The sequence below is a fragment of the Citrobacter sp. RHB35-C17 genome (assembly GCF_013816795.1).
In the GTDB taxonomy this organism is placed as follows: Bacteria; Pseudomonadota; Gammaproteobacteria; order Enterobacterales; family Enterobacteriaceae; genus Citrobacter_A; species Citrobacter_A amalonaticus.
Genome location: NZ_CP057150.1, coordinates 2,121,741 through 2,136,231, shown reverse-complemented (window position 1 = coordinate 2,136,231; position 14,491 = coordinate 2,121,741). Strand labels below are relative to the sequence as shown.

16 protein-coding genes are annotated in these 14,491 nt (G+C 54.6%); 6 read left to right on the top strand and 10 right to left on the bottom strand.

Translation table 11 applies throughout. The features are described from left to right. The first annotated feature begins 133 nt into the window (after positions 1 to 133). Both HVZ37_RS10115 and HVZ37_RS10110 read left to right on the top strand, forming a co-directional pair. Positions 134 to 1,744, top strand: coding sequence for an FAD-NAD(P)-binding protein (locus HVZ37_RS10115; protein ID WP_181628397.1), 1,611 nt, complete (start codon positions 134 to 136; stop codon positions 1,742 to 1,744). 83 nt (positions 1,745 to 1,827) lie between these two features. Next, a complete protein-coding gene (locus tag HVZ37_RS10110) occupies positions 1,828 to 1,968 on the top strand; it encodes a hypothetical protein (protein ID WP_090050030.1) in 141 nt (46 codons plus the stop codon). A 118-nt stretch (positions 1,969 to 2,086) separates the two neighbouring features. On the opposite strand, the gene HVZ37_RS10105 is transcribed toward HVZ37_RS10110, so the two are convergent. After that, a complete protein-coding gene (locus HVZ37_RS10105) occupies positions 2,087 to 2,278 on the bottom strand; it encodes a hypothetical protein (protein WP_043000821.1) in 192 nt (63 codons plus the stop codon). Positions 2,279 to 2,510: 232 nt separating this feature from the next. On the opposite strand from HVZ37_RS10105, the gene HVZ37_RS10100 reads away from it, so the two are divergent. The 4 genes from HVZ37_RS10100 to HVZ37_RS10085 are packed head-to-tail and all read left to right on the top strand — an operon-like array spanning position 2,511 to position 5,610. Then, positions 2,511 to 3,344: an ABC transporter substrate-binding protein gene (locus HVZ37_RS10100; RefSeq protein ID WP_043000822.1), complete on the top strand. Its 834-nt coding sequence runs from the start codon at positions 2,511 to 2,513 to the stop codon at positions 3,342 to 3,344. A gap of 1 nt (position 3,345) precedes the next feature. Then, the gene (locus HVZ37_RS10095) at positions 3,346 to 4,164 is read left to right on the top strand and encodes an amino acid ABC transporter ATP-binding protein (RefSeq protein WP_181628396.1); all 819 of its coding nucleotides are present in this window, start codon (positions 3,346 to 3,348) and stop codon (positions 4,162 to 4,164) included. After that, entirely contained in the window at positions 4,161 to 4,943 is a 783-nt protein-coding gene (locus tag HVZ37_RS10090; RefSeq protein WP_181628476.1) for an amino acid ABC transporter permease, read from the top strand. Before HVZ37_RS10095 ends, HVZ37_RS10090 begins: the two co-directional genes overlap by 4 nt. After that, entirely contained in the window at positions 4,933 to 5,610 is a 678-nt protein-coding gene (locus HVZ37_RS10085) for an amino acid ABC transporter permease (RefSeq protein WP_109740208.1), read from the top strand. Before HVZ37_RS10090 ends, HVZ37_RS10085 begins: the two co-directional genes overlap by 11 nt. Positions 5,611 to 5,614: 4 nt before the next feature. Here the strand turns inward: HVZ37_RS10085 and ydhT are convergent, their stop codons facing one another. The 9 genes from ydhT to ttrS all read right to left on the bottom strand — a co-directional run bounded on the left by ydhT (position 5,615) and on the right by ttrS (position 14,437). Further along, the gene (gene ydhT / locus HVZ37_RS10080) at positions 5,615 to 6,424 is read right to left on the bottom strand and encodes a protein YdhT (protein WP_109740207.1); all 810 of its coding nucleotides are present in this window, start codon (positions 6,422 to 6,424) and stop codon (positions 5,615 to 5,617) included. A 3-nt stretch (positions 6,425 to 6,427) separates the two neighbouring features. After that, entirely contained in the window at positions 6,428 to 7,213 is a 786-nt protein-coding gene (gene phsC, locus HVZ37_RS10075) for a thiosulfate reductase cytochrome B subunit (protein ID WP_044254716.1), read from the bottom strand. Continuing rightward, entirely contained in the window at positions 7,210 to 7,878 is a 669-nt protein-coding gene (locus HVZ37_RS10070) for a 4Fe-4S dicluster domain-containing protein (RefSeq protein ID WP_044326967.1), read from the bottom strand. Before HVZ37_RS10070 ends, phsC begins: the two co-directional genes overlap by 4 nt. Positions 7,879 to 7,928: 50 nt before the next feature. Further along, positions 7,929 to 8,579, bottom strand: a complete 651-nt coding sequence (locus HVZ37_RS10065; RefSeq protein ID WP_044254721.1) for a YdhW family putative oxidoreductase system protein — start codon at positions 8,577 to 8,579, stop codon at positions 7,929 to 7,931. A 9-nt stretch (positions 8,580 to 8,588) separates the two neighbouring features. After that, the gene (locus HVZ37_RS10060; RefSeq protein ID WP_043000828.1) at positions 8,589 to 10,691 is read right to left on the bottom strand and encodes an aldehyde ferredoxin oxidoreductase; all 2,103 of its coding nucleotides are present in this window, start codon (positions 10,689 to 10,691) and stop codon (positions 8,589 to 8,591) included. Between the two features lie 20 nt (positions 10,692 to 10,711). After that, positions 10,712 to 11,338 carry a ferredoxin-like protein gene (locus HVZ37_RS10055; RefSeq protein ID WP_043000829.1) on the bottom strand — a complete coding sequence of 209 codons (627 nt, stop codon included), beginning with the start codon at positions 11,336 to 11,338 and terminating at the stop codon, positions 10,712 to 10,714. Between the two features lie 446 nt (positions 11,339 to 11,784). After that, positions 11,785 to 11,994: a fumarate hydratase FumD gene (gene fumD / locus HVZ37_RS10050; RefSeq protein ID WP_044254724.1), complete on the bottom strand. Its 210-nt coding sequence runs from the start codon at positions 11,992 to 11,994 to the stop codon at positions 11,785 to 11,787. Between the two features lie 93 nt (positions 11,995 to 12,087). Next, entirely contained in the window at positions 12,088 to 12,690 is a 603-nt protein-coding gene (ttrR, locus tag HVZ37_RS10045; RefSeq protein WP_109740205.1) for a tetrathionate respiration response regulator TtrR, read from the bottom strand. After that, entirely contained in the window at positions 12,665 to 14,437 is a 1,773-nt protein-coding gene (ttrS, locus tag HVZ37_RS10040) for a tetrathionate respiration histidine kinase TtrS (protein ID WP_090050018.1), read from the bottom strand. The genes ttrR and ttrS overlap by 26 nt, the downstream gene beginning before the upstream one ends. Positions 14,438 to 14,491: the final 54 nt, after the last annotated feature.

Below are 14,491 nucleotides of genomic sequence, written 5' to 3'. Positions count from 1 at the left end.
GTATGGCAGAGGACACCGCTCGTCAGGCACGTAAGCGATTCCAGACCGAAACATCCGGGCCTTCCTCAACTACACTGACATGATGTAACCGCAATCCCAGCGGCAAAATAAAAATAACAGGACGGACAGGAGTATGAAAAAAATCGCGATTATCGGAGCTGGCCCCACAGGCGTCTATACCTTTTTCTCATTACTAAAAGAGGAGCAGCCACTGGAGATCGTCGTTTTTGAACGCGGAAACCGGGCAGGAATTGGTATGCCTTACACCCATTCTGATAATAGTCCAATGATGTTGGCAAATATTGCCAGTATTGAGGTCCCACCTCTTTTTGACACCTGGCTTGAGTGGTTGCAAACCCAGGAAGCGCAGTACCTTGCACAGTTTGCCGTTAAGAAAGAAACGCTGCACCAGCGTCAGTTTCTGCCACGCATTCTGCTCGGCGACTATTTTCGCGCGCAGTTTTTGCAAGCCGTCCACCACGCAGAAAATCGAGGATTTAAGGTGAGGTTGTACGAATCCTGTGAAGTCACGGATGTCTCAGCTGTGTCCACTGGCGTACAACTCTGGACCGATCAACACACGGAGCCGCTGCATGTCGACTTAGCAGTGATTGCCACGGGACACGTCTGGCCGGACGATGACGAATCCACGCACGCATTTTATCCCAGCCCCTGGTCCGGCTTGATGGACGCGGACGTGCCCGCCGCCAAAGTGGGCATTCTTGGAACCTCATTGAGCGCTCTGGATGCCGCAATGGCGGTTGCGGTACAGCATGGAACCTTTCACGAAACAGAGGAACATCAGGTCAATTTCACACTGAATAAAGGCAGTGAAGCGCTGGAGATTACGCTGATGTCCCGTTCCGGCATTTTGCCGGAAGCCGACTTCTATTGTCCTATACCCTATGAACCGCTGGAGTACGTTACCGATGAGGCTATTCAGCGCGAAATCGCTGCCGGTTCAACAGAACTCCTCGATCGCGTTTTTAGACTGATGCAGCAAGAACTCGCCTTAGCCGATCCCAAATGGGTCAGGCAAATGTCGCTCTCCTCACTGGATGCGGATAGCTTTCCCGTCGCGGTGTTTGCCGACAGAGCGCGCAGCGATCCGTTCGAATGGGCGGCTGCAAATCTGAAAGAGGTTGACGAGAATAAGCGTAACAAACACACCGTTGCCTGGCGCTATACCTTGCTGCGTTTACATGAAAAGGTTCAGGAGATCGTTACGCACCTGAATGAACAGGATAGTGAACGATTTAACGTCGGTCTCGCTCGCGTATTTATTGATAATTATGCGGCGATCCCCTCAGAGTCAGTTCGCCGAATGCTGGCGTTGCACGCAGCCGGTATTCTGCGCATTCTCACGCTGGGACAGGATTACAGGAAGGAGATAAAAGCGGATCGTACTGAGATTACGACGCACAACGATCGCCTGTCCTTTGACGTATTCATCGATGCACGTGGCCAAAAACCCCTGAAGACCAAAGACTTACCGTTCCCGCGATTACGCCAGCAATTACTGTCGTGTGGAGATGCAATTCCGGACGTTGGCGATGATTACACGCTTCAGGCACCAGAGAACGTTCGCGGACGAATTGCCTTTGGTGCCTTGCCCTATTTAATGCACGATCGGCCCTTTATCCAGGGACTCGTCGCCTGCCAGGAAATTGGCAACGCGATGGCCAGGGCAGTATCAAAACCGGCTTCCCGCCTGCGCAGACGTTTATCGATTTACGATCGCTAACGCCGCACGCATTGTGGATGCATCCAGATTCCTATTTGCTCTATACTTGTCGGAAGTCAAAAACGAGCGAAGAAAGGTGAATAATGGAAATTGATCTCGATAATCTGGTCTTTAACGGACTGGAAGAGGCGCAGGAACGTAACGCTGAACGTCTGGACGATGCGGACAAAAAAGCAGAATCGGTGATTGCCGATGATGACTGCGGCGACGCCTGCAAAATCTGATTTGTTTCAGCCTACCGCGCAGTTCTGCGCGGTAGTTCCTTCAACGTCTTTTATTTCCTTTGCATCTCCGTGGTGAGTGCAGATTTCATTCCAGTACACCTCGCGCATCCGACGGTGTTCAGCGTGTTGTTTGATCACGAAACCACTCCGGGTCAATGTTAGCAATGTCCACGCCGTACAGGCTGGCGACAGGAAGAATGGACTCCACAACGCGCTGCAGATTGACCTCTGCACCGGGCTGTCGGGTCCGCTTTAGCGTGATGGCAACTCGCATCCAACGACGCGCCATCTGCATGTTTACCTTCTCCATCTCCGGCTCCTCTGTTTTGTCAGGTGCTTTTCATTGCAGCGCAAATCGCACAAAAAATGAAATGCGAATTCTGCGCACCGTTATCTGTTTTTGTTCGTTAGTAACCCTTCGTTAACACACTGTTCACTAATAACTTTTTGCATATAAATAAGACTTTTTTCTTCTTTTGCTGCGGGTTCGGGTTGTGGGAGCGTAAAAGGACAAACCAATAATTTCAGGGATATCAAAGAAAATGATGGCAACGAAAACACAACGTACGAAAAAAACGATTCTCGCCCTCGGCGTCATGCTCGCCACGAGTTTTTTGAGCATTCAGGCGCAGGCCGATCAACTCGCTGATATCAAGGCCGCAGGCGTGGTCAAGGTTGCGACGTTTGACGCTAACCCGCCGTTTGGCTCCGTCGATGCGAAAACCCATCAGATCGTGGGTTACGATGTTGATTTCGCTCAGGCGCTGGCAGCATCGCTGGGTGTGAAACTGGAACTGGTCGCCACCAATCCCGCTAACCGTATTCCGCTGCTGCAATCGGGGAAAGCCGATCTGATCGTTGCTGATATTACGATCACCCCCGAGCGCGCCCAGGTCATCGACTTCTCTGTGCCCTACTTTGTCACCGGTCAGCAATTCCTGGTGCCTGCCTCGTCACCCGATAAGCTGGATGAGTACAGCCGCGCACGCATTGGCGCAGTGAAAGGAACCACCGGTGAGCAGGCGCTACATCAGCGGTTCCCGCAATCCCGTGTGCTGGCCTATGATGATATCCCGCTGGCGTTAACCGCCCTGCGCAACGGCAACGTGCAGGCTATCACTCAGGACTCCACTATCCTGGCGGGTTTGCTCAGTGGCGCACCGGACAAAGCGCAGTTTAAAATCCTGCCGGATTTACTCAGCAAAGAGGAAATCGGCGTGGGCGTGAAGAAAGGCGAACCGGCGTTGTTGAAAGCGGTTAACGATGAATTATTGCGACTCGAATCCAGTGGGCAGGCAGGCAAAATTTATGATGTCTGGTTTGGCCCGGAAACGAAAAATCCGCAGCCGCGCGCCTTTAAAATTGAGGCCAGATAAGATGCTGGCTGGTTTATTCACCCCGTCCGCAGCCGGAGCTGCGGATTTCCACACATTGAGCCAGGCGCGAGTTGAGTTACGCGACGTGGTGAAAGCGTACGGCGATCACCGGGTACTCAACGGCGTCAGTCTCACCGTCGAACCCGGTGAAGTTGTGACTATTCTTGGCCCCTCGGGATCGGGGAAATCGACCCTGATCCGCCTGATTAACCAACTGGAATCATTGAGTGGCGGCGATATCTTTATTGATGACAAACCGGTCGGTCAACTTAAGGGGGCCGCGCTGCGACAGCTGCGTAGCCGCATTGGTTTTGTATTCCAGCAGTTCAATCTGTATGCCCATCTGACGGCGCAGCAGAATATCACCCTCGCGCTGGAGTACGTCCACGGCTGGAATAAAACCGACGCCACACAACGCGCTTATGCCCTGCTGGAACAGGTTGGGCTGGAAGAGAAGGCTGGCGCTTATCCGGCACAGCTTTCCGGCGGTCAACAGCAGCGGGTGGCGATTGCCCGCGCGCTGGCCTCTTCGCCGCAAATTCTCCTGTTTGATGAGCCCACCTCTGCACTCGATCCGGAAATGATCGGTGAGGTGTTACAGGTCATGAAACGTCTGGCGCACAGCGGTATTACAATGATTGTGGTCACCCACGAGATGCATTTTGCCCGTGAAATCGCCGACCGGGTGGTGTTTATCGACGGCGGCGATATTCTCGAAATCGCCTCCCCGGAGGCCTTTTTTACCCGGCCGCAGCACCCTCGCACCCAGCGTTTTCTGCAAAAAGTGCTGGATCCGTTGCATCAGGAGTTATCACGATAATGCCGTCAATGGACTGGCAGGGAGTGCTCACCGGCCTGCCCCTGCAATGGATCCTCTCCGGATTTCTCACCACGCTGTGGGTCAGCGCCGCAGGCATTTTCCTCGCCACGCTGTTGGCCATCTTGCTGTTAGCCCTTCGTCTTTCCGGCCATCGCATGGGCCGTCGCCTGGTGGCTGGTTGGGTATCGCTGTTTCGTAACACCCCGCTGCTGGTCCAGTTGCTGTTCTGGTACTTCGCCGGCTGGAACCTGCTGCCGCGCAGTTTTATTGCTTTTGTCAACGCAGAGCATGGCTGGTCAATCCTGCCCGGCAACGTCTGGTGGCTGACCCCCGAGTTTCTTTGCTCAGCATGGGGACTCGGCGTCTTTACCTCGGCATTCCTGGTCGAAGAAGTCGCCTCCGGATTGCAGGCGGTCTCCGCCGGACAACGCGAAGCCGCGATTTCACAGGGATTTTCCTCATGGCAGACCTTCCGCCATATCCTGCTGCCGCAGGGACTAACCAATGCCTGGCAACCGGTGGTGGGGCAATATCTCAACCTGATGAAACTATCGTCATTAGCCAGCGGGATTGGCTTTGCGGAACTGACCTACCAGGTTCGCCAGATTGAAAGCTACAACGCCCATGCGCTGGAGGCCTTTGCCGTGGGCACTGCGCTTTATCTGTTCACCGGCGTGGCGTTCGGTCTGCTGTTGACCCATCTGGGGCCCGCCCCCCGACTGGAAAAAAAGTCGCAACTCCGCCGGTTCCGGTTCAGGAGTCCCCAGCATGATCGCTAATATTGCGGTGATAACCGACAATCTGGATTATCTTCTGTGGGGACGACTGGCCGACGGTCAACCTGGCGGTGTATTGTTGACCCTGATGATGGCGCTGGGTGCGGCGGTGCTGGCCTTACCTGCCGGTATTGCCCTTGCCGCTCTCGCCTGGCGTTTTCCGGGCGTCATCCGTAAGGGATTGTTCATCTGGGCAGAGCTCATACGCGGGATACCACTGATCTTCGTTATTTTCTGGATGTGGTATCTGCTCCCTATGCTTACCGGCAGCGATCTGCCCGGTGCGGCAACGGTGACGCTGGCGCTGGCCTGGTTTACCGCTGCGTCGGTGATGCATTCTGTGTACGCGGGACTCAACGCACTACCCGCCGGACAATATGATGCGGCAATGGCGCAGGGTTTTAGCCCTGTTCAGGCATTAAGAAGGGTTCTGCTACCGCAGGTGTTACGCCATATCCTGCCCTCCCTGACCGGGATATGCATTGGTCTGCTGAAGGACACATCGCTGGCGTTTATCGTCAACGTGCCGGAACTGACGACGGTGGCGGGACAGGTTAACAGCCGGGAACAGATTTACCCGGCGGCTATCTTCATCTTTACGGGCCTGGTCTACTATCTGCTTTGCTACGGGCTGGAGAAAGCGACCCGGCGACGGTTTGCGCTTCGTTGAACGATCAGCACTCAACAAACTGGTGCGCGTCGTCGAGTCGGTATTTCACACCGGCGCGGATCCCGGCTTCACCTTCAACCGCGACGGCGAAACGCATGCGTTTGCCGTCATGATACGCCAGCGCCGCGCAGCCGCCCGGTCCCAGCACGACGGAATCCACTACCCCGCTACTGGCAACGATCGCGTTATCGCCGTTACAGATGATATGCACATTATCGCCGCTGTTAGCGATTTTCGTATTGGCGCCAAAGCTCACTATCTGGCTCAGGTCACCGTTACTGGCGACATGATTTCTTTCACCGAGCGAACTCACCCGCACACGCATCCCGCTGCTGGCGATCCGCGTTCCGTTACCGGCGCTGCTGATTCGCGTCGAATTTCCTGCGGCGGCCAGCCGCGCGCGATCCCCGGAACTGCTGATATGGCTGTTGTAGCCAACGCTGCCAATGCGCACGCAGTATCCCGCACTGGCAATTTGTGACGCATAGCCTGCGCTGGCGATCTTCATGTTATCACCCGCACAGCCCAGATTCGCGTTATCACCCGCGTTCGCCACCTGCTGATCGCCCATTGAGGCGTCTGGCCGCGCCAGTCGCGACATGGCGGAGATATCCTGGCGGGCAAAATTTTCTTCATCCAGCCAGCGCGACCAGGCGTATTCCACCAGGCTGTTCGCCCAGTCGAGATAACCTTCGCGACTCAACGCCCGATGCACATCAGCGTAGTTGCCGCCTTCAGGAAAACGGCGCAGAAACCAGCGGTACATCACCGCGCCAACCCGCCAGTTGCGTATATCTTCCCGCGTGATCAGCATACGTTAATGCCGGTGATAGCCATCGACCATGCAGCGGAACGTTTCGCCAGGCGTGCGGCCCGTAGTGCACAGGTAGAGGTGACCAAAAATAAAGAACAGGCTGATGATTGCCAGCGCGAAATGCGCCTGCAACAACCAGTAGCGTACGCCGGGGAACAGGTCGCCCACGACCTGCGGATAGAGCGCCAACAATCCGCTCAGCAGCAACAATGGCAACAATCCGTACATCACCCCGACATAGGCCGCCTGCTGTAACGGATTAAACTTCGAACGCGGTGTTGCCGGGAACGGATGCGCTTCCCCCTGCATAATGCCAAACAGATAGAAACGGGTCTGTTTCATCGCTCGCGCCACCCAACCCTGGGGACGGATAATGTAATGATGACCGTTCCCGCCCAACGCATTGATCAGCACGAAACCGACCCAGCACGCCAGCAGCAAAAATCCGCAGACTTCGTGCACCGTCAGCAAGCTTTTCATTACCGCCGCGCTGACCAGAGAGAAATGGTTGATTAGCCCGCTACCGAGCAGGAGTAAAAACAGCAAGGCATTCGACCAGTGCCACAAGCGTACCGCGCGAGAATACAGGTAAACCTTCTCACCATGCCCGGCGGCTGCCTTGTTGGCCGCGCGAAAGCGAAGCCAGGCGTGTAACCCCAGCACCAGCCACATCGCCACCAGCAGAAGTCCGGCGATCACCAGCCAGACGGGCCAATACTCGGGAGAAAATACCGGCACATAATTTGCCAGTTGGGCCTGGAACTGTTCAGCATTCTGCGACGCGTTCATACATTATCCTTTTTAATCAAATGTTGACCGAACCGACGATACAGATGGGGCTTGCCCGCGCCCGGAAGTTGATACTGGTAATAGTTATTTTCCTGTAGCCAACGCTGGATGTCCGGGCTGTCTTCGCGTCCAAACAGCAGCGCATGTTCCGGGCAGGCGGTCACGCAAATGGGCGGAAAACCTTTTGCCAGTCGTGACTCGGCGCAAAAATCGCATTTGTCCGCCACTTTGGTTTGCGGATTCAGGTAACGCACCTGATAGGGGCACGCGCCGATGCAGTAACTACAGCCAATGCAGCGCGAACTGTCGACACGAACGATCCCGTTCTCATCGCGCCACGACGCACCGGTCGGGCAAACCTCAATGCAGGGGGCATCATCGCAGTGCTGGCAGGACTGACGGAAGTAGTGATACAGCGTCTCGTTGTCATTATCTGAAACGGGAATATGCGCAATCGACAGGCGACTTCCCTGCGCGGGAACATGATTCGTTTTGCGACAGGCGCGGGTACAGATGTTACAGCCATTACATCGCGATTCATCATGGATCATGACGTAACGAACGGGGCCGCTGGCTGTTGTCTTCGCCAGCAGCGTCTGGCCGGGTCCGCTGAAGAAAATGACCGTTCCCATGCCAAGCACAAATTTTCGTCGAGTGAAGGACATCTTGTTATCCTCTAATGCTGTGGTCGCGCTCGTCCACGCTTTCCATGAATTCAGGGATTCTGAAACTGCTCAACTTCCAGCCATTCGCATAAGCCGTATGCTTTGCCGTAACTCATAAAGCGTTCGCTGAATAAATACGGCACGTCGTTCGACGACGAGACCGGGCGAATATCGGCATAGTCGGGGTGCGTTTCAATCGCGGCCAGCGCGGCTTCTATCTGCTCAGGCGCGAAACCGTAAGGTGATTGTTCCAGCATGGCGATTTTGTACGGACGCGGATAGGTCTGACAGTCAAAGCGCACCGCCAGTGCGATTGCCCGACAGATATCCTTTTCCACCACCTGAACACACATGCCGGCATAGTTGGCGGTCATGGTCTGGGTTGAGTAGTAATATTCATCCTGAGAGCCCTGCACACAGGCGATATCCTCGCCGGCGAGCCCCTCTTTGAGCGTGTCCAGTAGCGGTGTGAGCGCCGCCTCTTCTACGGAGTACGGCGGCTGCAAGAACAGCTCGCGCGCGACAAGCTGGCCGTTCGCCGAATGCTGGCGGATAAAATCCGCCATAATCTCAGCAGGGCTTTCTGCTACCGCCTGTTCATCCGCGCAGGCTATCGGCTCATGTCGCCCCTGCAACCACTGCCGCTTTTCGAGATCGACATCCGGCGCGATAAGTTGGCTCACTTCCTCTGGTTGGCTCATGTTTTTTCCTTACGCCGGCAACAGATTCTGCGCGGCCAGGTCATCGGCGACATCTTCCAGGCCGAGTCGATTCAACGTCTCACGCGTCGGGCAGCCCAATTCAGGGTGCCAGCCCATCTCTTTATAAAACAGCGTCAGGGATTCACGCATATCGTCGCGGTCCATCTTGTCGGTGCCTTCGCTAAAGACCGGAATCTTCGGATCCTTATCAAACACCCACGAGCAGATCAGATCGTGCGCATTGCGCATATCGTTGGTCTGCATCAGTTTCACCGTGTAGGCGCGATGTAGAGTGAAGATACGTTCTGCGGCTAAATCGAGACTGGCCTGAGTGGTTTCATCACCGGTTACGGCCTGAAAGAATTTGGCTTCCAGATCGAGATCCCCGCGATAGTTGCGACTTTTCAGCGGCGACACGGTCATCGGCCAGACCCAGTTACACAGCGTGACGGCGTTATGCAGGCACACTTTCAGCAACGTCCATTTGGCATATTTAATTTTTGCCGCGTTGATGGGCGTGTAATTTTTCGTTTCATCGTAGGCGTCTGGTGAACCAAACAGTTCCGCGGCGACTTCCCGCTGGAGTGTTAAAGGCAAACCCGAGCCGATGAAATTGATGTGGGTGTGGGTCATACAATCGCGGTTGAACATGCAGTTGGTGATGGCCCCCACCTGCGCCGAGGCTTCGTTGGCGTGGTGAACCGGAAAACCAAACGGTGACCACAGTTTATTTTTTTCATACGCCCAGTATTCATCACCCAGTTGCCAGCGCTCGGCAATGGCATACGACCCATCCGCCAGATGGCTAAGTTCACCCACGCGATGCGCCAGACGATAATAGAAATCCTTGATGAAATTCGGATCGCCCGCTTCCAGTTGATCCCAGCGGATCTGGGCATATTCTTCCGCCGGCAGGACGCGTTTAAACACCCCTTTGCTGTAGCAATACGTAAAGTCGCGGTGCAACTGGCCGTAGTTACACCAGATACCGTAGTCATCAAACAGATTCAGACCCACCAGGTTGCCGATGACCCGGCCATCGCCTTTGTCTTCAAAGTCCTTCGGACCGTTCGGGAAAATGGTGGTATGGACGAAGTTCGCCACGCAGGTATTCCCGCCGGTGCTCGGCACGCCAAAGTCCTTCACGCGAGGAATGTTCATCTGCGTCATGCAGCGAATCGGACAAGAATGGCAGCCGCTCATTTTCACCGTGTACTTTTCCGCTGCCGGACCTAAATCGAAGACCGATTTGTAGGTCCTGAAGCCGACGGTGTTCTGATTACCCGGCGGGATCTCGCCGGTCTCGATCGGCCCACCTTCCGCCGCGCCCCAGAACAACCCTTTGCGTGCAGTCCAGCGTGACGCGGGCGAGGAATATTCCGCCCATGCCTGCGGTGTGCTGGGCACAACATGGTTATTATTCGCGCCAATCAGCTCCGTCATCATGTAATCATTCAACCGCTTCATCTCTTTGCGATCGGCAATGTTGACACCTTTGGTCCCTTCCACGGCGATGGCTTTCAGATTTTTCGACCCCATCACCGCGCCGGTCCCTGCGCCACCGCTGTGGTTGCGGCTATTGAGCATACAGGAGAGCGGCACGAGGTTTTCACCCGCCTGACCAATCGCCGCCACGCAGGTTTCTGGTGACGTCATCCGGCAAATTTCTTCCGTGGTTGCACGGGTGCCTTTCCCCCACAGAAAATCGGCTTTTTCAATCGTGACCTTGTCGTCTTTAATATTGAGCCAGACGGGGGATGCCGCCTTGCCTTCAATGATGATGGCGTCATAGCCGGCAAATTTCATTTGTGCGGCAAAAAAACCGCCCATATGTGCATCGACAACCAGATTGCCTTTTGTGAATGTAGAGAGCGACGTGATATTAACGCGAGAACTGCATGGAGCGCCGGATCCGGTAAGCGGTCCCGTCGCAAAAACTAATTTATTGCCTTCATCAAAGGGTTTAGTGCCAGCGGGAACTTCGTCGTACATAATTTTGTAGCCGAACCCCATACCGCCGACAAATTTTTTAAATTTACTGGAATCTTCAAGGGTAATATCGCCTGTTGTAAGATTGACCCGTAAAATATTACCTGTCCAACCGTTAGCCATAATGTTTTCCTTTGCAAGATTCAAACAGTAATATCTTTCCACTCGATGATTTTTAATGCCCCGGTCGGGCAGGCACTGGCGCACTCACCGCATAACACACATTTTGATGATTTCTTCGTTTCGGTATTGACGGTGGCCATCATCCAGGGACACGCGGTAGTACAGGCGCTGCAACCGATACAACGTCGGTGGTCAACGGCAATGCAACCGTCTTCCTGGCTCCAGGTAATCGCCCCAATGGGGCACACCTTCATGCACTGCGGATCTTTGCACTGACGACAGGTGTCCGGGGTGTAGTTCAGATCGCCATACAGGCCGCCGCCGGAGCCTGGTCCCTTGTCGCCAAAGAAATAATGACGGTGAATTTTAATGCGGGAAAAGAAGGTGCCGACGGCACCATCATTGTAATTGGTACAAGAAATTTCACACCGATGGCAACCGGTACAGCGGGCGCGTTGGGTTACCAGCACCCCTTTCGGCGTGGAGATCAACCCCACGGTGCCGCTATCGATATCTTCTTGCTTACAGCCAAAAAGTGACAGTAACGCGGGCGCGATGGTTAACCCTGCCAGGCCTTTTCCTGATATACGCAGGAATTCCAGCCGCGTTAAGCCAGTATCTAATAATGGACGATCAACCTGGTTCATTTATTTTGCATCCTCTTCGCAAACGCAGTGCCGACAACACGTCCCAGGCTGATGCTAATTATGCTGAAACAGAGCCTCTGATGTTGCCTCCCACAGCTGAAGTTCTGCCATAACCGGATTGCATAAATAACGCAACTTAACGCAAATAAACTAATCCTTTAGGGTTAGGCGAAATAAATAATGGGAGTTATTGGTAGGTATGACTTTGATCATTATCAATTAAAAATGGGAAGGGAAATATTAAATGCGTAGTGATATTTATTATCATAAAGACAGTGAAACACTGTTCCACCAGATTACAAATAAATGTGAAATTGTTCCCAACTATAAATTAAAAAGCGGCCGTGATATATTAAAAAATATAGCGAATTAGCCAATAACGGTAATATTGCCCCTGAATAATTCGCGTTTCAGGAAATAAGGGATGCGTTCATCCCCTAATGCGGTTAGCTGGCCAGCGCTTTGATTACCGTTTCCATTGCCTGTTTTTCGAGGTCGCTACGCTGAATACGCTGGTTCGCCAGTGCGGTTCTCAGTACCCCGGCAATCACGATATGTTTGGGTTCCTGTCCCAGATCGCGCATTTCCAGCACCACTTTGCCAACCACTCTGCACATCTCACGGTACAGTTCATCGTCTTTTGTCAGGTTTCCCATTATTGTCTCTCATTGCTGGTCCAGTTAAACAGCATATATCAGACTGCAGGGGATGACAAAAAACAAAGAAAATCAAATAAATAACTCACGGTACTATTCAACGATATGCGTTTCTTTCAATTGTTGCCATTTGTTGACCAGTGCCGCCAGATTTGCCGCCTGCATTTTTTCCATCACCCTGGCGCGATGTACTTCTACCGTGCGTACCGCGATGTTCATCATCTGCGCAATCTCGCGGTTCATCAGTCCATTAACGACGAAACCTGCTAACTCACGTTCTTTTGCCGTAAGTGCGCGATAACAGGTGATGATCTGTTGTCGGGCTACGGCCTGTTCCGATACCACCAGCGCACGCTCCAGCGCCGTTTGCAGTGGTCTGGCGCTGACCGGTTTTTGCAAAAAGTCTACCGCCCCCTGCTTCATCTGCTCGACGGCCATCGGCACGTCGCCATGTCCGGTCAGAAACACCACTGCCAGCGTACTTTCGCGCTGGCGCAACACCGCATGGACATGCTTACCATCCATGACCGGCATCCGCATATCCAGCAGCAGTACGCCGGTCTGATACAAATCGGCCTGCGCAAGAAAAACAGCCCCTTCTTCCCAGCACGTGACCGGATAGCCCAGGCTCTCCAGAAGAAAGGCGCAGGCATCGGTGACCGCCACATCATCATCCAGTAAATGAATTATCGTCATTGCCGCTCCTGTCCTCCCGTTGAGTAAAATCCAGTACAACCGCCACGCCAGGCAGCCCGTCAGGCGCGGTCTGATTTCGCAGGTTAATCTCTCCCTGACCGTAACGTACCAGCCGCTGACAAATCACCAGCCCCAGTCCCATCCCCTCTTTCCGACTGGTTTTGAAGGGCTGAAAGGCTTGCTGCAATAATGCATCGTTGATACCGCCGCCATTATCCTGCAACGTCATGTGCACGCCCTGTGTCGACGCTGAGGCGTCAATCCACAACGCGGTGGCACCCGCCTGCGCCGCGTTGAGGATCAGATTAGCCAGCACCTGCTCCAGCAAAACCGGCGGCAGCAACATCGTCAACGCGCGATCGATATTGCTGTGTAAAATTAACATCGGAAACTGTTGTGCCATGCGTAACAGTTGCCAGACATGTTGAACCGCCTCGCGGATGCTGATGTTCTCCCACTCTTCCGTGCGGATCGGGCTTCCCTGAGCCTGACTCACCCAGCGTCGCAAATTTCGCAGCGTCTCGGCCCCGCGCTGCGCCTGCCGATCGATATGCTCGAGCGCAGGCAGTAACGCGTGCGCCGGATCCTGAGACTGCAGGCGAATCAGGCTGCCCTGCGCGTAATGGCGAATAGCCGACAGCGGTTGATTCAGTTCGTGCGCGAATCCGGAGGTCATTTCGCCGAGAACGCTCATCTGCCTGGCCGTTTCCAGCGCCTGCTCCTGCTGGCGCAACTGGACGCTGTTGCGTTCAAGTTGTTTACCACGGCGACGAACCAGCAGCATCACCCAGATGTAGTTCAGGGTCAGCAAAAGCAGGATCAGCGCAGTCCCGCCCATCAGCCACTGATGTTGTATCAGCCAGCTTTTCACATCCAGCCATAAGCGTCGCTGCTGTGGATGCTGCTGTACGTCGCGCAGTAACGCCTCCACCTGGCTGGTCGACGCCGGCGCTCCCCAATGGAACGCGGAGGTGTCAGGTGCAGCCAGCAGCGCGCGGGTGACGCGATCGGCCAGCGCATCACTGACCGCAGGCAACGCGGCAAACGACCAGTCAGGATAGAGCGGCGTACTGGCCAAACATGCAATATTTCCGGGACGGTTGAGCACCGCGACAAAATCGGTTTTATCAACCAGTCCCTCTTCGTCCATTTTTTCCAGCAGGCAGACCGGAACAATCACCGCCTGCACCGCGTTTTCACGGAGTAAATAAAGAAGCGCATCGGCTGGAAAACCAGTAAATCGCAGGTTGAGGTCGCGCTCCGGGCGCAGGCCGGCGTCGCTCAACGCTTTGTATCCCAGCAGGTAGCCGCCGAACGCCTGAGGATCAATGGCCCCCACTGTTTTACCGATCAGATCGTGCACGCTGGTGATACCGCTGTCGCGCCGGGCAAGGATCGCACTGCCAATGACGTTCCCCGTGCCGCGCGCAGAACGCAGAGACGCCAACCAGCGCAGCGGTGAATGGCTGTTCAGTTGCACAAACTGTGCCGGGTTGGTCACCACAAATTGTACGCTTGCGTTGTTGACCGCCGCCTGCATCTGGTGCAGATCCAGCGGCAGAATGTGGAACCGTTCTCCGGGAATCTGCTGATTAAGCTGCGTTTCCAGCGCCTGCCAGTGATTACGGGTGGAGACCTCACCCCGCATCGCCAGAATCCCGATATTCCATGCGCCCGCCAGCGAAGCGCCGCTGAACATTAAGGCCGACGCCAGCAGCGTCAGCCTCATCACCTTTTTACCTCTCACACCCTTATCCCCGTTGATTATGTTGTTTTAGATCAACAACCCGCCGGGTATGTG